Raw genomic sequence first — 25,196 nt, forward strand, 5'->3', positions numbered from 1 at the left:
AAACAGGTGAATGGATATACCTGACAAATTGGTTTATGATAACATAACCGACAGGTCATTCACTTTAAATCCGTATCCTCTGTGTTTGTTTTCTGGGGGAATCTTATAATTGGGAAATCTCGAAGCAATGTTCATTCTGCTCGAAGTAATATTTTATATTCAGATGTTGCAAACGACAGATGGAATCGGCTATAGCTAATCCCAGCCCTGTAGATCCTTCTTTTTTACTACCCTGATAGAAACGTTCGAAGATATGTTTCTTGTCTAGCGGATGTTCCACTCCCGAATTTCGGAAGGTAATACTATTCTTAGTGATGGTGATTCGGATATGTCCCCCGTCAATATTATGTACAAATGCATTTTTCAGGAGGTTAGTGAGTAAAGCAACAGCCAGAGATTCGTTCATTGTCACCTTAAAAACACCTTGTTCATCTATCGTGACTTCTATGTTGCGATAATCATAAACTTCTTCGTAATCTTGCAGATATTGTTTGAGAAGTACATTGAGTTCCAATTCTTTGGTATCCGTAAACTGACCATTATCAATCTTGGAAAGCAATAACAGGGATTTGTTTAATTTAGTGATGTATTCTAAAGTCTGATGCGTTTTCATCAGTTCTTCCAGTTGTTTTTCTGATAGCGAATCATCTTCCATCAACATTTCCAATCGGTTACGGCAGATAGCAAGTGGAGTTTGTATCTCGTGTGAAGCATTTCCGATAAACTGTTTTTGTTGTTCGAACATCTGCTCTGTACGTTCCACATAACGAATGGCAGCCTCGTTTAATTTCCGGAATTCCGTGATTTGAGTATCATTACTCAAAGGTTTATTTCTTTTTCCTGTTTGATAACCGTCCAGCCAGTGTAGAAGTACATAGAGCGGTCGCATATTCCGGTAAAATACCCATACGGAAATGATAATAATGCAGAATAATAAAGCTACATATAGAAATATAATCCACACCTGGATGGCATTTCTCAAATCATCTTTTTCAATGCTGGGGGTCGATACTGTCAGTTCGTGGTATCGTCCTTCATCATCTTTAAAGATAGTAGTAAGAATACGTGCCGGCTCGGTCTCTCCTTTTTCTTCAATGTATACCATAGAGTCTTTATACTGAATATCCTCCCGGCTTTCCGCATACTTTTTGCTTACTTCCATCATATAATATTGATTGTTGGAGCCATTGGTTTTAGAAGGTAGCTCCTCTCCTGCCAATGCCCGGATAATGATGGTTTCCGAATAATCTTCCAAAGCGTCATCCACTTCATCGTTGACTTCATCGATCATCGTAACATAAAAGAAGATAGCCCAGACTGTCAGTATAAGGGTCAGAGCAAGTGTAATACGAAGAATGATGTAATATATTAATTTCATGGACAATAATCTCTTTCTTTTTTATTCTACCACCATTTTATATCCAAATCCATAAACCGCTTTGATTTCAATCGTTGCACCGGAATCTTTGAGCTTTTTGCGGAGATTCTTGATTTGCGCATATATGAAATCAAAATTATCAACCTGATCGATATGATCTCCCCATACAGATTCGGCCAAGGTATTTTTATTGATTAATCTTCCGGGGCGGTTGATGAAATATAATAGGATATCATACTCTTTTCTATTTAGTTCCACTTCCAGATCATTCACAAAGACACGATATTTATCCGGTTCTATCCGTACATTGCCTTGGCGGATATCAATTTCTCCATCGTGCTGATGACGGCGAATCACGCTTTTAATACGTGCATTTAATTCAACCAGATGAAAGGGTTTCGGCAAATAATCATCCGCCCCGAGTTCCAATCCCAAGACTTTGTCTTCCAGAGAGTCTTTGGCGGAAATAATAATCACATTTTCCCGTTTATGGAGCGCTTTCAATCGTTCAAGAAGATCAAGTCCGCTTCCGTCCGGCAGCATGATGTCCAATAAGATACAATCATAGTCGTAATCTTCTATTTTGCGTAAAGCAGAATTGAAGTCACTGGCTGTTTCTACCACGTAACGTTCTTTTTCAAGTGAACATTGAATCAGTTCTCTCAAAGAGGGTTCGTCTTCTACAATCAATACCTTCATAATTTTGTTCTCCTTTCTTTTTTACATACTGCAAAGAAAAGGGATATTTCTGAAATAAAACTGAAATGGAAGGAAAAAAGAAAAGGATGAAAACGATTCAATCGCTTTCATCCTTTTTATAATGATATACAATTTCTATTTAATAAGAACGTGCAAATATGACGCGGCAAGCAGATGGTTTACCTGTGACCATACATTTACCCGGTTCTTTGTCGCCCGGAACAAATGAATCAAACGGAATACAACGAATAGTTGCTTTGGTTTCTTCCTTAATCTTTTCTTCTGTTTCGGTAGTTCCATCCCAATGAGCCAGAATAAATCCGCCTTCTTCGATCTTTTCTTTAAATTCATCGTAGGTATCTACTGTTGTAATCTTGGAATTACGATAGTCCAATGCTTTTTTGTAGATATTAGCCTGCATTTCTTCAAGCAGGTTCTGAACGTATGTTTCAATGCCTTCACAGGTAACTGTTTCTTTTTCCAGTGTATCACGGCGCATCACTTCCATCGTGTTGTTTTCAAGATCGCGACCACCCATAACCAAACGAACAGGTACACCCTTCAATTCATAATCAGCGAATTTGAAGCCCGGGCGTTTGTTATCTGCATTATCATATTTCACAGAGATGCCCAGTGCTTTCAACTTAGCTACAATGCCTTCTACTTTAGCATCAATTTGTTTCAGTTGTTCGTCATTCTTATAGATAGGAACGATTACTACCTGAATCGGAGCCAAATGTGGAGGTAATACCAATCCGTTGTCATCCGAGTGAGTCATAATCAATGCACCCATCAAACGAGTAGAAACACCCCATGAAGTAGCCCAAACATACTCCATCTTGTTTTCCTTGTTAACGAACTGAACATCGAATGCCTTTGCAAAGTTTTGTCCCAGGAAGTGGGAAGTACCACTTTGCAATGCTTTTCCGTCCTGCATCATGGCTTCTATTGTGTAAGTGTCAAGTGCACCTGCAAAACGTTCATTGGCTGATTTCACACCCTTTACAACGGGAACAGCCATATATTTTTCTGCAAATTCACCATATACATTCAACATTCTGATTGCTTCTTCCTCTGCTTCTTCACGGGTAGCATGAGCGGTATGTCCCTCTTGCCACAGGAATTCGGCAGTACGCAGGAAAAGACGGGTACGCATTTCCCAACGCATTACGTTAGCCCATTGATTACATAAGATAGGCAGATCACGATAGGAATTAATCCAATTTTTATAAGTATTCCATATAATGGTTTCAGAAGTCGGACGAATAATGAGTTCTTCTTCCAATTTTGCTTCAGGATCCACGATAACTCCTTTTCCATCCGGAGAATTTTTCAAACGGTGATGAGTTACTACGGCACACTCTTTTGCGAAGCCCTCTACGTGTTCTGCTTCACGACTTAAGAATGATTTCGGGATTAATAGCGGGAAGTATGCATTTACGTGTCCTGTTTCCTTGAACATATCGTCCAATTGACGTTGCATTTTTTCCCAGATAGCGTATCCGTAAGGCTTAATCACCATACATCCGCGCACAGCAGACTGTTCTGCCAAATCAGCTTTTACCACCAAATCGTTATACCACTGTGAGTAATTCTCACTACGTTTGGTTAGATCTTTCAGTTCTTTTGCCATTATATTTTTCTATTTAAGTTTTCCAGAGTGTTAAAACAGGGTGCAAAAATACGAAAAATGCATGAAATGCCCTATTCTTCATACATTAATTTATTCATATAAAAAATCAGGCAGTTATCTATGAACTGCCTGATTATCAAACGAGCGGTAAACGAGGCTCGAACTCGCGACCCCCAGCTTGGGAAGCTAGTGCTCTACCAACTGAGCTATTACCGCATACTTGCTAATGTTTCCGGGCTAAGAAACCCTATGAAACGATGATGCAAAGGTAAACATAATTTTTATATCTCAAATAAAATCTTCTACTTTTTAATGGAAGAAAAAGTAGAAATGAACAAACTTCTCTTTTTATCTGTTAGAATGTCTCAATATAAGATATAACCTAACCAGTATGAAAAAAAATAAGTTACTTTTTGTACTATTGACTTTGCCTTTTTCCATCAGTCAGATAGATGCACAGACACCATTAAGTTTTGAAGAATCATTGCATCTGCTCAATCTGGGCAATCGGAGCTTGAAAATTGCGGATAAAAGTATTGAGATAGCCAAAGCGGAACGTGATAAACTAAATGCTTTTTGGTATCCCAGTCTTCAGTCCACAGGTGCATTTGTGCATATGTCGGAAAAGATTGAAGTGAAGCAGCCTTTGTCACAGTTTACCGACCCGGCGAAAGACTTTGTACATTCTATTATTCCGGATGATCAGATCATCTCATCAATATTAGATAAAATAGGTGCGAACACACTTGTATTTCCTTTGACTCCACGCAACTTGACTACTGTCGATTTGTCTGCAGAATGGGTCCTTTTTTCAGGTGGAAAACGTTTCCGAGCAACTAATATCGGAAGAACGATGGTTGATCTGGCACGGGAGAACCGGGCACAAGTATCCGCCAATCAACAGAATTTATTGGCAGAGAGCTATTATGGCCTTCGGTTGGCACAACAGGTCGTGATTGTTCGTGAAGAAACATATAATGGATTGAAAAAGCACTATGAGAATGCCTTGAAGTTAGAAGCTGCAGGTATGATTGATAAAGCCGGAAGACTTTTTGCCCAAGTAAATATGGATGAAGCTAAGCGTGCATTGGAAGCTGCACGAAAAGAAGAAACAGTAGTGCAAAGTGCTTTAAAAGTTTTGCTGAATAAAAAAGATACAGATACCGATATAGTACCTACTTCTCCCCTTTTTATGAATGATTCAATACCTCCTAAGATGCTTTTTGACTTCTCTGTAAACAGCGGGAACTATGCGCTTAACCAGTTACGGTTGCAGCAGCATATTGCCAAGCAAGAAGTGCGGATTGCACAAAGTGGCTATATGCCGAATATAGCCCTTTTCGGAAAACAAACCTTATATTCGCATGGTATTCAGAGTAATTTGTTACCGCGTACGATGATAGGTATCGGGTTTACGTGGAATCTGTTCGATGGTTTGGATCGTGAGAAGAAAATACGCCAATCGAAGTTAACGGAACAGACGCTTGCTTTAGGGCAAATGAAGGCTCGTGATGATTTGGCTGTTGGTATAGATAAGTTATATACGCAGTTGCAAAAAGCGCAGGATAATGTGAAGGCATTGAATGCGACAATTGCTTTAAGTGAAGAATTGGTTCGTATCCGGAAGAAATCTTTCACTGAAGGAATGGCAACTTCTACCGAAGTTATTGATGCTGAAACCATGCTTGCCAATGTAAAGGTGGCTCGTTTGGCAGCATATTATGAATATGATGTGGCACTGATGAATCTACTTTCACTCTGTGGCACACCTGAACAATTTGCAAACTATCAACCTAAACCGTAACAAACAATGAAATTAGCTAGTAGAACCCTTTCATGGGCCTTCGTCATTATTATGTTCGCTGTCGGTGTTTTTACAGCGCTGGGAATTATATTGATGCATAAACAACCGTTAGTTCTTCAAGGGCAAGCGGAAGCGACTGAAATTCGTATTAGTGGAAAACTTCCCGGGCGTATAGACACATTCTTTGTCCGGGAAGGTGATTGGGTACATCAAGGGGATACTCTTGTTGTAATCAATAGTCCTGAAATATATGCCAAGTATCAACAAGTAAATGCTTTGGAACAGGTTGCCGTACAACAGAATAAAAAAATAGATGCTGGAACCCGTCGCCAGATTGTAGCTACTGCATTACAGCTCTGGAACAAGACAAAGAGTGATCTCGGTCTTGCTCAAACAACATATAATCGTATTCTTACTTTATATAAAGATAGTGTTGTAACTTCTCAGAGAAAAGATGAAGTGGAAGCGATGTATAAAGCGGCTGTTGCAGCTGAACGTGCAGCGTATGAACAATACCAGATGGCTGTAGATGGTGCACAAAAAGAAGATAAAGCGTCTGCCGCCAGTATGGTAGACGCTGCCAGAAGTACAGTGGACGAAGTTTCTGCTTTATTGCTCGATGCACGGCTGACAGCACCGGAGGACGGGCAAATAGCAACCATCTTCCCAAAACGTGGAGAGCTGGTTGCACCGGGTACTCCTATCATGAGTTTGGTTGTAATGGATGACGTACATGTTGTTCTCAATGTACGTGAAGATCTGATGCCGCAGTTTAAAATGGGGGAAACTTTCATCGCAGATATACCTGCTATCGGTAAAAAAGATGTTGAATTTAAAATATACTATATCAGTCCGCTAGGTAGCTTTGCCACATGGAAATCAACCAAGCAAACCGGAAGTTATGATTTGCGTACATTTGAGATTCATGCTCGTCCGACGCAAAAGGTAGATGATCTGCGTCCCGGTATGTCCGTGTTGCTAACGCTAAATTAATCGGCAAATAAAATTAATCATAGAATGGATTTATCACAAACATATTCACCTTTTCGCTCCGTACTGCTCAGAGAGTGGCGGCGAATGACGTCACGACGCCTTTATTTCGGTGTCTGTATTGTCCTGCCGTTGTTTACTCTCTTTTTTATGGCTACCATTTTCGGTAACGGGCAGATGGAGAATATCCCGATAGGCATTATCGACCAGGACAATACTGTTACTTCACGGGCTATTACACGGAATATCTCTGCAGTGCCCACTTTTAAGGTAGTAAAACATTATGTAAATGAGGCTGCAGCCCGTGAGGCCGTACAGAAAAAAGAAATCTACGGGTATCTTTCCATACCTCCGAGATTTGAACAGAATGCTATCACCGGAAAGAATGCAACTCTTTCCTATTATTATCATTATGCCTTGTTGTCAGTAGGTGGTGAGCTCATGGCTGCTTTTGAAACGTCATTGGCTCCCGTATCCTTATCTCCCATTGTAATGGAAGCGGTATCTCTCGGGGCAGACCAACAGCAAATTACTACATTCCTGTTACCGGTACAAGCCAACAACCACCCGATATATAATCCGAGCTTGGATTATTCCGTTTATCTGAGCCAGCCGTTTTTTTTCGTATTATTTCAGATATTGATTCTCCTGACTACTGTGTATACAGTCGGAATTGAAATCAAGTTCCGCACAGCTACAGATTGGCTGGCTACTGCTAAAGGCAATATGATAACTGCCGTTTTGGGTAAACTACTCCCCTATACCTTTATATATATTCTGATAGGATGGCTGGGTAATTATGTCATGTTCGGTATCCTGCATATTCCTTTTCAAGGAAGCTGGTGGCTGATAAACATGATAACCGTACTCTTTGTTATTGCTACACAGGCTCTCGGATTATTCATATTTTCCCTGTTCCCGGCAGTCTCTCTGGTAATAAGTGTTGTTTCTATGGTAGGTTCATTGGGGGCTACTTTATCGGGAGTAACTTTTCCGGTTTCTAATATGTATCCGTTAGTAAGAGATGCCTCTTATCTGTTCCCTGTCCGTCATTTTACAGAGATGATACAAACCATGCTTTACGGAGGTGGTGGATTCATCTATCTTTGGCCGTCAATGGTGATACTCTGCATCTTCCCCTTGTTGGCTTTATCATTACTACCCCATTTAAAACGAGCTATAGAAAGTCATAAATATGAAAACATTAAGTAAATTACAACAGCTATCATTTATTATCCGTCGGGAGTTTCTTGCCATAAGTACTAGCTATGCTGTTTTACTGGTGTTGATGGGAGGAATTTTCATGTATGGATTGCTTTATAATTATATGTACGCTCCTAATATTGTAACGGATGTTCCTGTTGTCGTTGTTGATAATTCCCACAGCGAATTGAGTCGTAATTTTATTCGATGGTTGGATGCGACCCCTCAAGCGGAAATTTATGATCAGGCAATTGACTACCATGAAGCCAAAGAGTGGATGAAAGAAGGAAAAGTGCAAGGAATACTTTACTTGCCGCATGATTTTGAGGAGCGGGTATTTCGCGGAGATGAAGCTGTATTTTCTTTATATGCAACGACCGATGCCTTCCTCTATTTTGAAGCATTACAAGGCGCTTCTTCACGTGTCATGTTAGCTATCAATGATAAATATCGGTCGGATGGTGCTGTTTTTTTACCCCCTCAAGGATTATTGGCAGTAGCTATGGCAAAACCGATAAATGTAGTGGGAACTGCACTCTATAATTATACGGAAGGATATGGCTCTTATCTGATTCCGGCGGTCATGATGATCATTATTTTCCAGACTTTGCTAATGGTGATAGGTATGTTGACCGGTGACGAACATGCCAACAGAGGAATTCGTGCTTATACACCTTTTGGGTATGGCTGGGGAGTTGCCATTCGTTTGGTGACGGGAAAAACTTTTGTATATTGTGCCTTATATGCAGTCTTTTCTTTTTTCTTATTAGGACTCCTTCCCTATTTCTTTAGTATTCCTAATATTGGAAATGGATTCTACATTATATTATTGTTAATACCTTATCTGATGGCCACTTCTTTTTTAGGATTGGCTGCTTCGCGATATTTTGCAGATTCGGAAGCTCCATTACTCATGATTGCTTTTTTCTCGGTTGGATTAATATTTCTTTCCGGAGTTTCTTATCCTATGGAATTAATGCCGTGGTATTGGAAAATAGTACACTATATTCTTCCGGCTGCACCGGGTACACTTGCTTTTGTAAAGCTAAACTCTATGGGTGCCGATATGGCAGACATAAAACCGGAATATATAACTTTGTGGATTCAGACGATTGTTTATTTCATTATTAGCATATGGGTCTATAAAAGCAACTTGGCAAGTCAAAAAAAACAACTTTAGTAACAAAAAACTTTCTAAATGAAAGTTTTTAATAGAATATTCTGTATTTCTTTGTTTTTCTCATTGCTTTTGTATAAGTTTGTTAACTTTTATTTCCCAAAGCTTATTAGAAGTAGTTAAAAACAAATGCCTATATGAAATACATCATCTATATTCTCCTCTTTTTTCCTATTTGGGTCACTGCACAAACATACAAATATATAGGGATAGAAGAAGGTTTGAGCAATCGAAGGATATTCAGTATACAAAAAGACGCTGAAGGATATATGTGGTTTCTTACCAATGAAGGCATGGATCGCTACAATGGCAAGGATATCAAACATTATAAACTGAATAAAGATGATAATTCTCTGGAATCTCCTATTCATTTAGGATGGATATATACCAATCCCCATATAGGAACATGGGTGATTGGCAAACAAGGACGCGTCTTCCAATATGAAAGGAAATATGATGATTTCAAGCTGGTATATAAGTTGCCGAATAGTCTGGAAACCATTAGTTACGGCTATATGGACCGGAATAATAATATTTGGTTATGCCGTAAACACTCCATATTACTGTATAACACAGAAAATGCTCAGATACTTCAATTTACCAATATTCTACACAGCAACATCACCGCAATCGAACAAGTGGACGACCATCATTTTTTTATATCAACGGAGACTGGTGTTCGATATCTTAAATTGGAAAATGGTACTTTGAAAATTATTCCTACCGAAACATTGGATTATTTCCATGTGCAGGTAAACGAATTATATTACCATCAAGCATCAAAACGACTGCTTATCGGTTCGTTTGAGAGAGGCCTATTTGTATATGATATGAATAACCGGGAAATAATAAAGCCCGAAGTTGATTTAAGTGATGTAAGTATTACCTGCATGGCACCATTGGATGAATCACAGTTATTGATATCAACTGAAGGGATGAGAGTCTATAAGATTAATATAAATACCTGCCAGATGGAGCAATACATTGTAGCCAACTATCAAAGCTATAATGAAATGAATGGTAATAATATTAATAATGTTTTTGTCGATGAAGAAAAGAGAATCTGGCTTTCCAACTACCCTACCGGAATCACTGTTATAGATTATCGGTATGAGAATTATCATTGGATGAAACATTCAATGGGTAATAAACAATCATTAATCAATGATCAGGTGCATGCGGTAATTGAGGATAGCGATGGAGACTTATGGTTTGGAACCAGCAATGGAATTAGTTTATACCACTCCTCCACAGGACAATGGCATTCATTCCTAAGTTCTTTTGACCGTCAATTAAAAGATAAAAATCATATCTTTATTACTTTGTGTGAAGTTTCTCCCGGCATAATCTGGGCAGGAGGCTATACTTCGGGAATTTATAAAATAAACAAGCATAAATTATCCGTTGAATATTTCTCTCCATACCTGCTTACTTCCGTTAATATGCGCCCCGATAAATATATCCGTGATATGATAAAAGACTCGAAAGGAAATATATGGTCCGGGGGATATTATAATCTAAAGTGCTTTGATTTAGGAACGAATGAGGTACGCCTATATCCGGGAGTGTCATCTGTCACTTCAATTGTTGAACATGACAAAGATCATATGTGGATTGGAACAGCCTCCGGATTATACTTATTGGATAGAAATTCCGGTAAATATCAATATGTTGGATCAGAGTTGGAAGGTGTATATATCAATTCACTTTACCAGGCAAATAATGGATTGCTATATATTGGTACGAATGGAGCAGGAATATTTGTATACAATATACAGAAACAGTCTTTTGAGCACTATTATACAGACAATTCCGCATTAGTTTCCAATCGGATTTTTACAATTTTACCTGAAGTGGACGGTCGTATTATGATGAGTACGGAAAATGGTATTACTTGTTTCTTTGCAAAAGAGAAACATTTTCATAACTGGACTAGAGGAGAAGGATTATTACCTGCCTATTTTAATGCTTCTTCGGGTACATTACGTATGAATAAAAGTTTTGTATTTGGTAGTACGGAAGGGGCTATTGAAGTTCCGGAGAATGTAAAGTTCCCTTCTTATAAATTCTCCAGAATGATATTCAGTGATTTTCATGTATCTTATCAGCCTGTTTATCCGGACGGCAAAGATTCTCCTTTAAAAGAATGTATAGACGAAACAGATGTGTTGAAACTGAAACATGACCAAAATACCTTTTCTCTAAAAGTCTCCACTATCAATTATGATTCTCCGGGTAATACACTTTATTCCTGGAAGTTGGAAGGGTTCTATGAAAAATGGACACAACCGGGAACAAATAGTCTGATACGTTTCACCAATCTGCCTCCGGGGAAATATACTTTACACGTACGCGCTATATCTAGAGAAGAACATGATGTTATTTTTGAAGAACGTACAATGAAAGTCATTATCGCACACCCTTTTTGGTTGAGTTGGTGGGCTATCCTATGTTATGTACTATTGGTTATTTGGGGATTCTCTTTTATTTTACGTGTGATAAATCTCAGGAAACAAAAGAACATATCAGATGAGAAAACCCAATTTTTTATTAATACAGCTCACGATATACGGACTCCACTTACTATGATAAAAGCGCCTTTGGAAGAACTTCTAGACGAAGAACCGCTTACTGACACCGGAATAACCCGTACAAAGGCTGCATTAAGGAATGTAGACTCCCTTTTGCGATTGGCGACTAATCTTATCAACTTTGAACGTGCTGACGTATATTCTTCCGAGTTGAGCATCTCAGAATATGAATTGAACACATATTTGAAGGATGTATGTAATAGTTTCTCTTCGTATGCTACTATCAAACATATAGATTTTACTTATGAGAGTAATTTCAACTACTTGAATGTATGGTTTGATAAAGAGAAAATGGATTCTATTCTGAAAAATATTATATCGAATTCATTGAAATATACAGCAGAAAATGGCAAGGTCAGTGTCTCTGTCTCTGATATGAATGATTTTTGGAAGGTGGTTATTAGTGATACAGGTATTGGTATTCCTGCCTCTGAACAACGGAAGTTGTTCAAACTTCATTTCCGTGCCAGTAATGCCATCAATTCTAAAGTCACGGGCAGTGGCATAGGACTAATGTTGGTTGGAAAGTTGGTTCGTCTGCACAAGGGTAAGATTCATATTAAAAGTGTGGAACATCAAGGGACGACTGTTCAAATTATATTTCCCAAAAACAATAAGAGTACTCAGGAGGCAACTTCGGCTTCCTCCCCTAAGATTCAGCTACAAACACCGGGACTAACAGTTCCGAATGTTTTTTCAAGTGTAGCAAATACAGAAGTTGTCACAGCCAAGAAAGAAATGCAACGTATCCTTATTGTAGAAGATAATGATGAATTACGTTCTTACTTGGTTAGTCTGCTTTCTCCTCAATATTATGTGCAAGCCTGTTGTAATGGCAGGGAGGCTTTAGTGATAGTAAAAGAATTTTGGCCGGAACTTATTCTTTCCGATGTTATGATGCCTGAAATGCAAGGAGATGAACTCTGTGCTGCTATTAAGAAGGATGTTGAAACTTCACACATTCCGGTATTATTACTTACAGCTTTGGGGGATGAGAAAAATATTCTTGATGGACTCGCAATCGGTGCAGATGAATATATCGTCAAACCCTTTAGTGTGAAGTTATTGAAGGCAAGTATTGCCAATCTTTTGTCCAACCGTGCTTTATTGCGTCAGCGGTATGCTAATCTTGAAATAGGCTCCGAGCCTGTACCATCAGCAAATGGAATGAATAGTCTCGACTGGAAATTCATATCGGAGGTCAAGAAAAATATTGAAAAGAATATCGATAATACTGATTTTTGCGTTGACAAACTTTGTGAGTTGCAGGGTGTGAGCCGTACTAGTTTATATAGTAAATTGAAAGCGTTGACTGGACAATCTCCGACAGCATTAATTCGGGTGACTCGTTTAAAATATGCAGCACGATTATTAAAAGAAGGTGAACATAATATCGGAGAAATAGCAGATATGAGTGGTTTCTCGGAAACTAAGTATTTTCGGGAAGTATTTAAAAAATATTATCGAATGAGTCCTAGCACGTACGCTAAAGAAGGAAAAAGCCTCTCCCCTGTTGTTGTAGTAGAAGATGAACCCGAAGAGGAAGAGGCGACCGATTGATTTATTTATTTGCGAATCAGATACTTGATGAATGTATAGCCTCCTAATACTTGCAGGCACATCCCAGGAATTCCGATACGGAAATCTTGAATAGCACTGTAAAAATTACCATTATATATCCATTCTCCTAAAGTACCTACGGCCTGATAAATAAGTACTACACCAATCAATACCGGGATAGAAATACGTCCGAAACGTTGTGCAGCCCAACCGGCAGTTATGGCAAGCAGTATGGATTTCAGTAAAATTGCGGGTAATACTGCAGGGGCGGGCATACCGAAAAATAAGGAATTGATAATAGGTGAAAGGATAGCTGTCAATAAGCCGACTTTCCATCCGTACTTATAAGCTCCAATCAGTGTGAAAAAATAGATTGGTAGCCAGATTATTCCTCCTTGAGGCATGAGATGGAATAATTGGGGGAAAAGAATATTACCAACGATGAATAACAAGGCTGCCCAATAGGTTTTCACATCGTTGTAATTTAGTGAGTAGAACTTTACAGTAGTTGTTTCCATGTTTATTGTTTTTTAAGTTCAAATTACTCTTTTATTTTTTACTTCTGATTCTTTCGAGGAAATCACCAATTAGCGGTAATATCTCTTCTGCTGATTCCACTTCGCTGCACATTGTCTCTACAGGACATCCTCCTGTATGGTTACGGTTCCAGATAAAAGGTACTTCCTCTGTAAAATCAACTTTTATATCTGATTTCTGAAGCAACTCCAGAGCTTTGGTACTGATAATATCAGTATATAACTCTTTGATACCTCCCAGAATCATCAGGGCGGCAGCTCCCTTTCCAACCACCTTATCAGCAATCGAGGCTCCTTTAAGAAACTCCGGTTCCTGAGTCAGTAAATCATAGATATCAGCCATACCGCGTTGAGTGAAAGTACGGATTTCTCCTTTGTTGGCAATAGTACAGGAATATCCTCCCGTATGTAGTAAATTGATTAATTCTTCCATCTTTTCTTTTATAAAGTACCTTGTTTCAATTGTTCTACGAACTGATCGATCCGATGCAGCTCTTTCGGAATATCAATGTTCTGCGGACAGTGTGCCACACACTGGTTACAACCGATGCAATGGCTTGCCTGACGAAGTTTTGGCACGCTACGGTCATATCCGACTAGAAAAGCACGCCGGGCTTTTGCATAATTCTCATCCTGCCCGTTCCTGGGGACATTCCCTTCATTGACGCAACGGTTGTAATGTAACAACACAGCAGGTATATCCAACCCATACGGACATGGCATACAATATTTGCAGTCGTTGCAAGGGATCGTTGGATATTTCAACATTAATTGTGCCGTTTCTTCGAGAAACTCTTTTTCTTCATCTGTCAACGGTTCCAAAGGAGAATAAGTGCGGAGATTATCTTGCAGATGCTCCATATAAGTCATGCCGCTTAACACAGTCAGAATGTCCGGAAATGAACCGGCAAAACGGAAAGCCCAGGAAGCGACACTGCTTTCCGGACGGCGTTGTTTGAGCCGTGCCACCAGGTTGTCATTCAATTTAGACAAACGACCTCCTAAAAGCGGTTCCATGATGATAGATGGAATTCCTCGTTTATGCAATTCTCCATACAGATATTCAGCATCCGTATTCCGGGTATTGGTTTCTTTGGCATGTTTCCAGTCTACATAGTTCAATTGTATCTGTACGAAATCCCACTTGAATTCATCGTGCCGTGAAAGCAGATAGTCATACACTTCGATATCCCCATGATAGGAGAATCCCAAATTGCGGATACGTCCTGCCTCCCGTTCTTTCACCAGAAAGTCAAGCATTCCGTTATCCAGGTAGCGTCCTTTAAGGGCTTCCATTCCTCCCATGCCGATGCCGTGAAGCAGCATATAATCAATGTAATCTACCTGCAGGTCTGCAAACGATTTGTGGTACATCTTGAGCGATGCTTCACGAGACCATGTATCGGGAGAGAAATTGGATAACTTGGTGGCGATATAATATTTGTCACGGGGATGACGGCTCAATGCAATACCCGTTGCCTTTTCGGAAAAGCCCTGTACGTATGCCGGAGATGTATCGAAATAGTTTACTCCGTGAGCGATTGCATAATCAATCAGTCCATTCACGGCATCCTGGTCGATTACTTCACCATTACCGTTGGGAGCAGGTTTGAGAGGCCAACGCATACAACCATATCCCAAGAGTGAAACACGGTCACCGGTAGTCGGAGACGTGCGGTAAGTCATTTTATCGGTAGGCACCTCTCCTTCTCCTGTTGCGCTGTTTGAAGAGGAAGTACCTTTTGAAGAGCATCCGTATAATAGCCCTGTCGACGTGGCTGCACTAATACCTACAATCTTAATGAAATCTCTTCTATTTATATCTTTCTTATTTTTATCTTCCATAATCTTATACTGATTTAGATCAAATAATTCTATGCATCTGATGTCCTGTCACATAAATAGCGCTGAAAGGACGGGACGGACAAAGGTTCTCACACGCCCCACAACCGATACATTTTTCTACATTTACTACCGGAATCTTTGGAGAATCTGTTTTTTCAGGATCGGAAGCTACCATCTGTATGGCACCTGTCGGACAATGGCGGGCACAGTTGCCACATTCCATTCCATCTGTCAAAGGTACACAGTTCTCTTTAATCCATACGGCATGTCCGATCTGAATAGCTGATTTCTCGGCAAGACTGGTGAGATGAATAGCACCGGCAGGACAAACTTCCGAACATTTTGTACATTCGGGACGGCAATATCCACGTTCGTATGACATTTCCGGTTGCATCAATGTCAATAGGTTGTCCGATGGGCGCAATACCTGGTTGGGACAAACAGAGACACATAATTGGCAGGCTGTGCAATGTTGAGTGAAATTGCGTGCGCTTAATGCACCGGGAGGATAGATAGGGTTTTCTCTTTGGGGAATCTTTTTATCTTCGATAGTAGCCAATCCTCCGTCTACTTTTTTCTCTTGTGCTTTCAGTACAGAAGTTGTTGCAAAAATGGCCGATGCTGAAAGGAAGCTACGACGAGCATTGTCTACCTGTTCAGTAGTGACAGACTTTGCTTTCGTATCTTCGCTCGTAGCTGTTTCGTTCTTAGGTTTCCGTCTTGTGTATGTAATGGCTCCATGCTTACACTTTCCGATGCAATCCATGCAAGTCACACAACGGCTATAATCTATTTCATGAGCTTTCGGATTAATACACGATGCTTTGCAATTGCGGGCACACAAACCGCAACTATTGCATTTGGAAGTATCAATTACCGGTTTGAATATCGCATATTTGGATATAAACCCTAATACAGTACCTACGGGGCAGATCGTATTACAATAGGTTCGTCCGTTGCGCCACGCCAGAATGAAAAGAACAACAAGGGTAACAATGGCGATCAGCATCGTCGAAAGACTCTTTATCCATACATCTACCTCATAAAAAGCATAACTATCCATTCGTTCGGCGAAGTACGCCAACAGGTTGTTTCCCCATTGCCAGACCGGTGCAAAAAGACTGGAAGCTATCCGGCCATAAGCACTATACGGTGCCAGCAAGATAGCCAAAGAGTTCAATCCTGCAACCATCATAATAATGAATACTCCTAAAACGCCATACCGCAACCATTTCATTGCTGGTGAATAACGGAACCGATTTTTCTTTTGTTTGCCGGATACCCACGAAACAATGTCCTGAAACACTCCCAACGGACAAATAACAGAGCAGTAGATACGTCCGAACAGGAATGTAAGTACAACTAAAAACAATACGATACCTATGTTCAAGGCTAATAAAGCCGGCAGAAATTGAATTTTCGCCAACCATCCGAACCATGTGTGCAATGTACCCGTGAAGTCGAGAAAGAGCAGGGTAATAAGTGTAAAGCACACAATGGCGGTTGTAAGTCTGATAGTACGTAGCATAAACTAATTAATTTTCAATTTATAGTAGTTAGATCTAAATGTCAATGTCCTACATCGTCAGAATTGAACTTGATGATGTTTTAACTTTGCAAAGTTAATCAAGGAAATTTATTTTTCAACTATATATATTACAGATTATTATACCCGAATTACTGAAAGTGCTTGTTTAAACGAAAATATACCAACTCTGAAAAGCTCATTGGGGCATTAGGAAAAGTAAGTGCCACTCTTGTTTTTTACTATTTAATTTCGTATATTTAAAGTTCCTCATCTTTCTGAAAATAAATAGTCATCTTGCAGAATGACAAATGTCCCGTTGTAACGTGCCATTTATCACCCTATAAGGTGACCATTGTCACGTTATAACGGGACTACTACCCGATTGCATAAAAGGTTACTATTTCTGTGCTAAAATGAAGAAGTCTCTAATGATTTTATAATATCTTTGTAGCAAATTAAAAATGATATATCATGATTAAAAACATTGTATTTGATTTCGGTGGTGTGATTGTGGATATTGATCGCGACAAAGCGGTTCAGGCATTTATCAAACTGGGACTGGCAGATGCCGACACCCGTCTGGATAAATATCACCAGACCGGCATCTTTCAAGAACTGGAAGAAGGTAAGCTAAGTGCGGATGAGTTTCGGAAACAACTGGGGAATTTATGTGGCCGTTCATTGACGATGGAGGAAACCAAACAGGCATGGATGGGCTTTTTCAATGACGTGAATCTAAATAAACTCGATTATATATTAGAATTGAGAAAATCATATCATGTGTATATTTTAAGTAATACTAATCCTTTCGTTATGTCATGGGCATGCAGCCCTGATTTCTCGCCAAGGAAAAAGCCGTTGAATGATTACTGTGATAAACTATATCTGTCTTATCAGGTCGGTCACACAAAACCTGCACCGGAAATATTCGATTATATGGTGAATGATTGCAATATCATTCCTTCTGAAACTTTATTTGTAGATGATGGTGCCTCGAATATCCAAATCGGCAAAGAACTGGGATTTGAAACTTTCCAGCCGAAGAATGGTGAAGATTGGCGGGAGAAAATGACTACTATCCTGAAGAAATGATAATTGAGCAGTTAGTACCATACCGCAAATAAAAAAATATGCAACCACAAGTCATACTTATCACCGGAGCATCTTCCGGGTTTGGAAAGATTACCGCTCAAATGTTATCAGCACAAGGGCACATCGTTTATGGAACAAGTCGGAAACTTTCCGAAGACATGAATGAGGTGAAAATGCTGGTTGTTGATGTTACCAATTCACTTTCTATCCGTCAAGCTGTTGATAGGATTCTATCGGAACAGGGACGGATTGACGTACTGATTAATAATGCCGGGATGGGTATTGGCGGTGCATTGGAACTTGCTACGGAAGAGGAAGTAAACATACAGATGAATACCAATTTCTTTGGTGTAGTGAATATGTGCCGGGAGGTATTGCCTGTCATGCGTAAAAACCGAAAAGGGAAGATCATCAATATCAGCTCTATTGGTGGTGTAATGGGTATCCCTTATCAGGGATTTTATTCTGCTTCCAAATTTGCGGTGGAAGGATATAGCGAAGCATTGGCTTTAGAGGTCCATCCGTTCAATATAAAGGTTTGCGTGGTAGAACCGGGAGACTTCAACACCGGATTTACTGATAATCGGAATATCTCCGAACAAACAAGACTGAATACCGATTATGGAGAAAGTTTTCGGAAATCATTGGAGATCATAGAAAAAGAGGAACGTAATGGATGCCATCCACGGAAGTTGGCTGCTGCAATCTGTAAAATAGTGGAGCGTACAAATCCTCCTTTCCGAACGAAAGTAGGTCCCTGGATACAGGTGTTGTTTGCAAAGAGTAAAAAGTGGTTGCCTGATGCGGTGATGCAGTATGCTCTGCGGATATTCTACGCAATTAAGTAAATGTGATATAATGCAAAAAGTCTTTCATAGCCATTAAAGCTAGAAAGACTTTTTTGATTTGAATATCTTCTATATGTTCTGGATCAATTCTTCGGAACTAATTCTAAAAACATAGTAGTAGTCAGCAACACAGCCAGTCCGACGCAAACGCTTATCAATAGCCAATTGATATATTTGGCTTTCGGCTTGGTGTCGGCATGCAGATTGTTCAGGAAATATTCTCTGAAGAAAAGGTACAATCCGGGAATTGTGGCACTTGCCAACAGGAAATCTTCCGGAATCTGGAAGAAATAAGTTTTGGATAATCCGATCAATGACCAGTGGCAAAGGAAAAGGACTAAAAACATATTCACCTTGTGAGCAAACAGCAATAATAGCCCAATGGTAAACACAACCACAGAACAAGGCATTACCGGAGAAGTCATTTCCGGAAAGGAAAGTCCGCGCGCTAATGATACTAAAGGATATATGAATGGCATTGCCAACAAGACATAGGACAGGATGTCGTATTTGTGGGTACGTTCGAAAGTTGTGTATCCCGTAATCGCATCCCATATCCAAATAATAGCCATTACTCCCCAGAACATAGCCATCACTCCATTGTAACTACGTTCTTCGCAATAGACATAGTAGTAGATTACCGAAATCCATGTATAAAGTCCTATCATATAAAACTTCATCGCCATCTTCACCCATGTGCGCGGTTTACTGATAAGCAATCCGGTCAATGCAATACCAATCAGAATGATGACTGTCTGTAAAAGCCAGGTAGCTGAATTATAATATGCAATTGTTCTCCAAAAAATCTCCATAAAAGTAGTTTTAATGTCTTGTTAATGAAAAAGCTCTATGTGGGAATAGGAACATCGGGAAAGTGGCTCCTACTGCCAACATGAAAATTACCGTGCTTGCTACCAGGCTGTTGGAGAAGAACATTGACATGAACTTATCCAGATTTTCCGGGTCATTCACGTTCTGCAAACACATGATAAGTGAAAATACCATGTTGTATGCAAATTTGCCCGGAATCATCGGAAGCAGAGCCGGAATATAAAGTACTGTCATCGGGCAATATACTTTTTTCCCTAACCATAAACTACCAAAACCGATTACTAAGCCGGCAAATAAAGAAGCTGTAGCAATATCTACCCCTAAATAAGTCATCAGACAAAAACGGCAAGCGTGTCCCAATGCCGCCAATAAGGCAATCATCTTAAATGCCCGCAAAGGAGGATCGGAAATCGCACCAAATCCTATACCTGCCACTGCTGCAAAAAATCCGTCAGTAAGAATGTCGAGTGCTATCATATTAAATTAAACTGTTTTTTACCATTAGTAATGTGAAAGAAAGTCCGATAGCAATGCTGACAATCAGCAAGGAGGCTTCTGTCAGACGGGCAAATCCGGTCAGTACATATCCTTCGACTATATCAATCACTCCATTAATCAAAGGAACACCGGGAACAAGATAAAGTACACTGGTAGCCATTGCTATCTCTGAAGTTGTATCGAAAATCAAGGCTGTAGAAGCGCAAAGGGAAGCAACAAAAGCTGAAACGATAAAAACAATGTAATGATTCAGCTTTTTCTTTTGCATCTGCTGTTTCAGATAGAATCCTGTGATGGTAGCAGAAAAGACAATTCCCATAGATATTAAATCGCCACCGAACAATTTGCAGAATGATGCATTGGCGAATCCGACTAACAATAAGACGAAGAGAGGATGTATCATCGGGGCGGAAACGATTTTCTTGTATTTGGCTGTCAGTTCCTCCAATGACAGATGATTGTCTACCGCTTCCCAACTTAATGCACTTAACTCAGAGTTGTGTTCAAAACTAATGGGATGTGCGGGGATATCGATAACTTCATTACAAGCTTCGTTCGTCTCTTTATCTACAATTGTCAGAATGATGTTTTTATGAAATACGCCTAACTTTACATCTAGTCCGAAAGCTTCTCCAATACGTTTGGAATTGCGCACTACCCGCGAAGTATGTACTCCTGCGCCCATTAAATGGGCCGAATATTCTGCTATAAATTTACCTATCGATAATAAAGATTCGCTTGTCTTCATGAATGTGATATTTTTAATTGGGCGCAAAAGTACAAAAAAAATAGCAACTACCTAACCTAATTATAAAATACCCGAAAAATCTTTTATACTACTAACAATCCTATCTTTTAATTCTTTGCTTTCAGCCATTGTAAAATCACAGGCAACATCTGTCGGAGCCATTAATACCGCCTTGGCTTCTTCCGCGTCTGCCAGTTCATCCGGATGTTCCTTGAAATAAGCCTCCCATTTGGAGGCTGACTGTGGAACCACCCCCAGCACATAGTTGATAAAGTCATCATCCGTCAAAAAATCTTTTACCTTAGAATACATATCACATCCTTTTTAAGCGTTTACGTAAATAGGACGGTGTTATCCTGTATATGTACTCAATAAAGCACTCTTTTTACCATAATTAACTTGCCAAATCACGTAACTTTGTCAATCCGCGATACATCAAGTTGCGTACAGATTGATAATTCATGTTCATAATTTCGCAAATATCTTCATATTTCTTTTCTTCTATATAATATAGAGTGAGTGCTTCGCGCTGGCGGGGGGATAATTGGTTAAGTAAACGCTTAATAAGGAAAAACTCATTTTTGCGCTGTTCTTTTTCCGCATAATCATTTTCTACATCTGTAGGAGCCAGCATATCGACTTCTTCAATAGCTGTATCGGACATATACATACGCTTACGAAGTTCATCGCACAACTTGTTCTTTAATGAGATGAACATATAGGATTTCAGATTATCAATAGTTCCTAGTTCATCTTTCTTAGTATAAAGCTTCACAAAAACATCATGGATGCAATCTTTCAATAACTCTTTATCCAAAGTTAGCTTTAGCCCATAATTAAAAAGGATATTGATATATAAATCATATAGCTGAGAAAAAGCTGCCATATTCCCCGCTTGAAATGAAGCGAATAAAGTTTCGGTTGAATTATTAGTTTGTCCCATCATAGCATTAATTCGATTGATTTGATGTTGCAAAACTAGGCAGTATCCGTCACAACCTTAGGTAAAATCTGGTTTGTGGATTGAAAAAATAAGTATCATGTTTTATAACACTCTTTTATTAGAATTTACCGATATAAAGCAAAAATCCCGTTGAAGATCATTCAACGGGATTTTCTATCTTATAGCTTATGAAACCAATAAATACCTTCTTTCTTATCAGGTACCTTTAAAGTATATAATCCTTTTATTTTCAGTGATTTATTTATTATATCCACTTTCCCCGAATCAGGGTGAATGTACTTTAATACATATTTTCCGGACGATAAATGAATGGGAATTTCTGTTCCAGACTTGGAATAAATGATATTTCCCGTATCAGATTTTACCAATTTCTTATATTGATCAGTATTGGTCTCCTCCACTTCCATAACTGCCGCATCCTTTAAGAAAGCTTTGTCTTTACACGGAATAACAGGACACGAGCCACTTGCCATAAATACTGCCCATCCCATAGAAGGATAATTTTGCGCATAGAAAGTTACAGCTTTCTGAGGAAACTTCCGGCGGTATTCGCTCACTGCCTTATAAGCTTCATTAAAGGTTATCTTTCCTACTTTCATCTTACGCATATGCTGGCGGGGAGCCATGTTTTTCCCACCTTCCGGCGCAAAGATCCCATCCTTCTTATAATGCCAATAACGAATATCAATAACATCTACCACAGCAGCCCGTTCAGGGTCTGCAAGAATAGCATCCTGCACATCCTTTGTCGTACTCAATGCTACTTTAGCTTTCTTTCCGGTTTCAGCTTCCCACTCGGCTATGACATCCAACCAGAACTGTACGAAGTGCAACGGTCCTGTAAATTCTGCACTTGTCAGTTGAATGACATTCGAATTATCTGCGAAGTTATTGAGACATTGGCGAATATATTGCCTATGCAACTCGCGGCGTACCGGATGACTGATATCGTAAAACATATCTGCTACGAAAATACGTTTGTCTCCGGCAAATGGAACGGGTTCCGGAAATCCGGTCTCATTGATGTTATTACTGCTTCTCCACGGACAGTCCACCCAATGTGCTCCGGCTTCCAGAATATTATGCTGGAAGTAGTTTTCGTGGAATAGAAGCAGTCCATCTTTGCTTCCTTTCTCTGCAAATTCTTTCAAGCGCGACCAGTACCAGGCATTGGGGCGTTTCAAATCATATTTGCTTAAACCTTCCCAAGCTGTTCCCTGACCACTACGTCCGAATGGCTGTTCGTAAAATGGACCCCATACATCTCCATCCCGGCGGCGGATACGTTCATGGTCATCCCGACGGCGGTCATACCACAATCCATAGTTCTGATCAAAAACAAGTATGTTCTTCTGTTTCATGAAGCTGACTACAGAGTCGATACGGTCAGTCAGTCCCAATCCTTCGCGTCCCGGCACAAAGCGGGTGATGGCAGGGCTTGCTTTTTTCAAGAAGTTGGTTTTAAGTTTTCCATTCCACCAAGGAGTTGTATGACTACCTCCTACAAGCAATACACCATCCATTTGAATACGTCCGTTGACAATACTTATTTCCGGTTGCGTCCGTTGTTTGTTTGAAATAGTCTTTTTCTCTTTAATATCATCGATTGATTTGACTCCTGTTGGCACGACTGAAGGGATAAATTTATTTTCTTCGATCCAATACTCCAATGTCAAACGAGGATTATAAGCTTCTTTTGCCAATGCCATAGCTACTTCTACGGTAGGGCTACTTGTTGCGCTTGTATTTCTAGGCAGGATACGTGCCCGGTCTGCAGATTCTTTTTGCAGGCGTTCCGCTAATTGGGCATAAAATATACTGCGCGGCTGGACATGATTATTAGACTGTGCCCATTCTCCGTCTCCCGAGAACTGTGCCCAGCAACCATACGCACGGTTTTGTGCATCTTTTGCCGGAGTATAACATTCTATTTCTGCAGCGGTACATTGCCAGAACAAACTGTTGGCCGTATTCCAACCGGCTCCATTCTTATCCTGCCCCAAATTTTTAAAAGTGAGATTATGTCCATCGATATTGACGACATCAAACAGTAAACCGCACGCCCAAGCATCAATAGAACCACTGAATCCTAAAGATTGGTACGAATCGCATTGAACGAAAGCATTAGGACCGGCAGCGCAGAATCCGGCCGCGAAATCGTGAATGCCTTGTTCCGAATAACAACGTTGGAATAAAGTCTGCTGTCCCAATGTGTGGAAAGTACAACGGCGCATCCCTCCTATTTCGGAAACGGGATTTTTCGAAATGCAATCCTCGACAGTGATTTTAGAACCGGTCCGTTGAACGATTACGGCGCTTCCTGCAAAATGCCTGAAATTAACTTGTCTTACCCAGCAGTTTTCTGCAGCTTCGATGGAAATCCCTGTCCAACAATGATCCTCGTCTTTCGGATAGTGTTTGTCATAATCTGAGACCAATGTCAGATTCTCTACACCGCAGTTATCAATACGTCCGTTCCATTGGTATGTCATAATGGTAGATACACCGTATTTGGCATCCAATGCCACAGTCAACGGTGCATCTAAGGTAAGCAGGTTACCATTAATATCGCTAACAACCCGGTCCCATGCTAAATCCATATCCCCTTCTTTCCATCCTAAGGCGCTGATTCCTCCTCCAAAGATGTTACAACCTAAAGAAGCAATCCACTCCTTACCGGAAGGACGGGTTACCATAATCCGGTCTCCTTTTTTCAGAGAAGTCCCCAAAGCGACTTCCAACGTTTTTGTATTTACCGGAACATAGTTTGAAAGTACTTGTAATGTATCTTTTATTACCAAGTCGTTTTCTCCTTCCATATAGATAAGGGAACCCCGATCCACTCCTTTCTTTAATAATATTGTACTTTCTTTATCCATTCCCCGTAATACGATTCCGGATGTAGCAATGCGGATACTTCCGGACAGGGAAAACTCGCCTTTATCCAATAACACAGCACCGCGGAAACCTGAAATATCAGGAGGCAAGGAGGCTACATAGTCTATGGCACGTTGAATTCTTGTTGTATTATCTCCGGGTTTCCAGGATACAAATACGACATTCCGAACGGAAGGAATATCCTGTTCCGAAGCCTGATAACCACATGTTGAGAAATCGAGAATCCTATTTCCCAATTCGTCATTAAGGTAAGTAATCCGGTCGTCTTTTACTTGTAAAGCAAAGGTTTGCGCATGACTCTGCGCAAACCCGATACTTAATAATCCCAAAAGGATAGTTCTTATTTGTATATTCATTACAATAAACTTTATTA

General features: G+C 39.9%; 20 protein-coding genes and 1 tRNA gene. 7 read left to right on the forward strand and 14 right to left on the reverse strand.

The window, feature by feature from the left end:
• Window positions 1-103: 103 nt before the first annotated feature.
• From ACNOGP_RS15750 to ACNOGP_RS15765, 4 genes are all read right to left on the reverse strand, one after another.
• Complete coding sequence (locus ACNOGP_RS15750; protein WP_418213153.1) at window positions 104-1,378, reverse strand: sensor histidine kinase; 1,275 nt, start codon at window positions 1,376-1,378, stop codon at window positions 104-106.
• A 21-nt stretch (window positions 1,379-1,399) separates the two neighbouring features.
• Window positions 1,400-2,077, reverse strand: coding sequence for a response regulator transcription factor (locus ACNOGP_RS15755; RefSeq protein ID WP_122138471.1), 678 nt, complete (start codon window positions 2,075-2,077; stop codon window positions 1,400-1,402).
• 139 nt (window positions 2,078-2,216) lie between these two features.
• Window positions 2,217-3,710 (reverse strand): proline--tRNA ligase, encoded by a 1,494-nt coding sequence (gene proS, locus ACNOGP_RS15760; protein ID WP_143866007.1) that lies wholly within the window; start codon window positions 3,708-3,710, stop codon window positions 2,217-2,219.
• A 143-nt stretch (window positions 3,711-3,853) separates the two neighbouring features.
• Window positions 3,854-3,926 (reverse strand) — tRNA-Gly (locus tag ACNOGP_RS15765).
• 175 nt (window positions 3,927-4,101) lie between these two features.
• On the opposite strand from ACNOGP_RS15765, the gene ACNOGP_RS15770 reads away from it, so the two are divergent.
• The 5 genes from ACNOGP_RS15770 to ACNOGP_RS15790 all read left to right on the forward strand — a co-directional run bounded on the left by ACNOGP_RS15770 (window position 4,102) and on the right by ACNOGP_RS15790 (window position 13,035).
• Window positions 4,102-5,514 (forward strand): TolC family protein, encoded by a 1,413-nt coding sequence (locus tag ACNOGP_RS15770; RefSeq protein ID WP_418213154.1) that lies wholly within the window; start codon window positions 4,102-4,104, stop codon window positions 5,512-5,514.
• 6 nt (window positions 5,515-5,520) lie between these two features.
• Entirely contained in the window at window positions 5,521-6,507 is a 987-nt protein-coding gene (locus tag ACNOGP_RS15775; protein ID WP_418213155.1) for an HlyD family secretion protein, read from the forward strand.
• 24 nt (window positions 6,508-6,531) lie between these two features.
• Window positions 6,532-7,716: an ABC transporter permease gene (locus ACNOGP_RS15780; protein ID WP_418213156.1), complete on the forward strand. Its 1,185-nt coding sequence runs from the start codon at window positions 6,532-6,534 to the stop codon at window positions 7,714-7,716.
• Window positions 7,700-8,887 (forward strand): ABC transporter permease, encoded by a 1,188-nt coding sequence (locus ACNOGP_RS15785; protein ID WP_418213157.1) that lies wholly within the window; start codon window positions 7,700-7,702, stop codon window positions 8,885-8,887. The genes ACNOGP_RS15780 and ACNOGP_RS15785 overlap by 17 nt, the downstream gene beginning before the upstream one ends.
• Before the next feature lie 134 nt (window positions 8,888-9,021).
• Complete coding sequence (locus tag ACNOGP_RS15790) at window positions 9,022-13,035, forward strand: two-component regulator propeller domain-containing protein (protein WP_418213158.1); 4,014 nt, start codon at window positions 9,022-9,024, stop codon at window positions 13,033-13,035.
• Between the two features lie 5 nt (window positions 13,036-13,040).
• Here the strand turns inward: ACNOGP_RS15790 and ACNOGP_RS15795 are convergent, their stop codons facing one another.
• The 4 genes from ACNOGP_RS15795 to ACNOGP_RS15810 are packed head-to-tail and all read right to left on the reverse strand — an operon-like array spanning window position 13,041 to window position 16,944.
• The gene (locus tag ACNOGP_RS15795) at window positions 13,041-13,553 is read right to left on the reverse strand and encodes an ECF transporter S component (protein ID WP_195532877.1); all 513 of its coding nucleotides are present in this window, start codon (window positions 13,551-13,553) and stop codon (window positions 13,041-13,043) included.
• Window positions 13,554-13,584: 31 nt separating this feature from the next.
• Window positions 13,585-14,004: a DUF1893 domain-containing protein gene (locus ACNOGP_RS15800; RefSeq protein WP_418213159.1), complete on the reverse strand. Its 420-nt coding sequence runs from the start codon at window positions 14,002-14,004 to the stop codon at window positions 13,585-13,587.
• 8 nt (window positions 14,005-14,012) lie between these two features.
• Complete coding sequence (locus ACNOGP_RS15805) at window positions 14,013-15,416, reverse strand: aldo/keto reductase (protein ID WP_418213160.1); 1,404 nt, start codon at window positions 15,414-15,416, stop codon at window positions 14,013-14,015.
• A 19-nt stretch (window positions 15,417-15,435) separates the two neighbouring features.
• Window positions 15,436-16,944, reverse strand: a complete 1,509-nt coding sequence (locus ACNOGP_RS15810; protein ID WP_195476352.1) for a 4Fe-4S binding protein — start codon at window positions 16,942-16,944, stop codon at window positions 15,436-15,438.
• A 471-nt stretch (window positions 16,945-17,415) separates the two neighbouring features.
• On the opposite strand from ACNOGP_RS15810, the gene ACNOGP_RS15815 reads away from it, so the two are divergent.
• The gene (locus ACNOGP_RS15815) at window positions 17,416-18,036 is read left to right on the forward strand and encodes an HAD family hydrolase (protein WP_418213161.1); all 621 of its coding nucleotides are present in this window, start codon (window positions 17,416-17,418) and stop codon (window positions 18,034-18,036) included.
• Between the two features lie 38 nt (window positions 18,037-18,074).
• Window positions 18,075-18,884, forward strand: a complete 810-nt coding sequence (locus ACNOGP_RS15820) for an SDR family oxidoreductase (RefSeq protein ID WP_418213162.1) — start codon at window positions 18,075-18,077, stop codon at window positions 18,882-18,884.
• 83 nt (window positions 18,885-18,967) lie between these two features.
• Here ACNOGP_RS15820 and ACNOGP_RS15825 read toward each other — a convergent pair whose 3' ends face one another.
• The 6 genes from ACNOGP_RS15825 to ACNOGP_RS15850 all read right to left on the reverse strand — a co-directional run bounded on the left by ACNOGP_RS15825 (window position 18,968) and on the right by ACNOGP_RS15850 (window position 25,179).
• Entirely contained in the window at window positions 18,968-19,696 is a 729-nt protein-coding gene (locus tag ACNOGP_RS15825) for a DUF6064 family protein (protein ID WP_007760310.1), read from the reverse strand.
• A gap of 10 nt (window positions 19,697-19,706) precedes the next feature.
• Window positions 19,707-20,192 carry a threonine/serine exporter family protein gene (locus ACNOGP_RS15830; protein ID WP_007760308.1) on the reverse strand — a complete coding sequence of 162 codons (486 nt, stop codon included), beginning with the start codon at window positions 20,190-20,192 and terminating at the stop codon, window positions 19,707-19,709.
• 1 nt (window position 20,193) lies between these two features.
• A complete protein-coding gene (locus ACNOGP_RS15835; protein ID WP_007752854.1) occupies window positions 20,194-20,961 on the reverse strand; it encodes a threonine/serine exporter family protein in 768 nt (255 codons plus the stop codon).
• A 60-nt stretch (window positions 20,962-21,021) separates the two neighbouring features.
• On the reverse strand, window positions 21,022-21,273 hold the full coding sequence (locus ACNOGP_RS15840; protein ID WP_007752857.1) for a hypothetical protein: 252 nt from the start codon (window positions 21,271-21,273) through the stop codon (window positions 21,022-21,024).
• 82 nt (window positions 21,274-21,355) lie between these two features.
• Window positions 21,356-21,907 carry an RNA polymerase sigma factor gene (locus tag ACNOGP_RS15845; protein ID WP_029425867.1) on the reverse strand — a complete coding sequence of 184 codons (552 nt, stop codon included), beginning with the start codon at window positions 21,905-21,907 and terminating at the stop codon, window positions 21,356-21,358.
• Between the two features lie 176 nt (window positions 21,908-22,083).
• Entirely contained in the window at window positions 22,084-25,179 is a 3,096-nt protein-coding gene (locus ACNOGP_RS15850) for a DUF6298 domain-containing protein (protein ID WP_418213163.1), read from the reverse strand.
• Between the last annotated feature and the right edge of the window lie 17 nt (window positions 25,180-25,196).

It is taken from the genome of Bacteroides difficilis (genome assembly GCF_048319815.1).
Lineage (GTDB): Bacteria > Bacteroidota > Bacteroidia > Bacteroidales > Bacteroidaceae > Bacteroides > Bacteroides zhangwenhongii.

Excerpts from the sequence above, each read along its gene's own strand:
- ACNOGP_RS15750 (WP_418213153.1), bottom strand. The coding sequence starts at position 1,378 with ATGAAATTAATATATTACATCATTCTTCGTATTACACTTGCTCTGACC.
- ACNOGP_RS15755 (WP_122138471.1), bottom strand. The coding sequence starts at position 2,077 with ATGAAGGTATTGATTGTAGAAGACGAACCCTCTTTGAGAGAACTGATT.
- proS (WP_143866007.1), bottom strand. The coding sequence starts at position 3,710 with ATGGCAAAAGAACTGAAAGATCTAACCAAACGTAGTGAGAATTACTCA.
- ACNOGP_RS15770 (WP_418213154.1), top strand. The coding sequence starts at position 4,102 with ATGAAAAAAAATAAGTTACTTTTTGTACTATTGACTTTGCCTTTTTCC.
- ACNOGP_RS15775 (WP_418213155.1), top strand. The coding sequence starts at position 5,521 with ATGAAATTAGCTAGTAGAACCCTTTCATGGGCCTTCGTCATTATTATG.
- ACNOGP_RS15780 (WP_418213156.1), top strand. The coding sequence starts at position 6,532 with ATGGATTTATCACAAACATATTCACCTTTTCGCTCCGTACTGCTCAGA.
- ACNOGP_RS15785 (WP_418213157.1), top strand. The coding sequence starts at position 7,700 with ATGAAAACATTAAGTAAATTACAACAGCTATCATTTATTATCCGTCGG.
- ACNOGP_RS15790 (WP_418213158.1), top strand. The coding sequence starts at position 9,022 with ATGAAATACATCATCTATATTCTCCTCTTTTTTCCTATTTGGGTCACT.
- ACNOGP_RS15795 (WP_195532877.1), bottom strand. The coding sequence starts at position 13,553 with ATGGAAACAACTACTGTAAAGTTCTACTCACTAAATTACAACGATGTG.
- ACNOGP_RS15800 (WP_418213159.1), bottom strand. The coding sequence starts at position 14,004 with ATGGAAGAATTAATCAATTTACTACATACGGGAGGATATTCCTGTACT.
- ACNOGP_RS15805 (WP_418213160.1), bottom strand. The coding sequence starts at position 15,416 with ATGGAAGATAAAAATAAGAAAGATATAAATAGAAGAGATTTCATTAAG.
- ACNOGP_RS15810 (WP_195476352.1), bottom strand. The coding sequence starts at position 16,944 with ATGCTACGTACTATCAGACTTACAACCGCCATTGTGTGCTTTACACTT.
- ACNOGP_RS15815 (WP_418213161.1), top strand. The coding sequence starts at position 17,416 with ATGATTAAAAACATTGTATTTGATTTCGGTGGTGTGATTGTGGATATT.
- ACNOGP_RS15820 (WP_418213162.1), top strand. The coding sequence starts at position 18,075 with ATGCAACCACAAGTCATACTTATCACCGGAGCATCTTCCGGGTTTGGA.
- ACNOGP_RS15825 (WP_007760310.1), bottom strand. The coding sequence starts at position 19,696 with ATGGAGATTTTTTGGAGAACAATTGCATATTATAATTCAGCTACCTGG.
- ACNOGP_RS15830 (WP_007760308.1), bottom strand. The coding sequence starts at position 20,192 with ATGATAGCACTCGACATTCTTACTGACGGATTTTTTGCAGCAGTGGCA.
- ACNOGP_RS15835 (WP_007752854.1), bottom strand. The coding sequence starts at position 20,961 with ATGAAGACAAGCGAATCTTTATTATCGATAGGTAAATTTATAGCAGAA.
- ACNOGP_RS15840 (WP_007752857.1), bottom strand. The coding sequence starts at position 21,273 with ATGTATTCTAAGGTAAAAGATTTTTTGACGGATGATGACTTTATCAAC.
- ACNOGP_RS15845 (WP_029425867.1), bottom strand. The coding sequence starts at position 21,907 with ATGATGGGACAAACTAATAATTCAACCGAAACTTTATTCGCTTCATTT.
- ACNOGP_RS15850 (WP_418213163.1), bottom strand. The coding sequence starts at position 25,179 with ATGAATATACAAATAAGAACTATCCTTTTGGGATTATTAAGTATCGGG.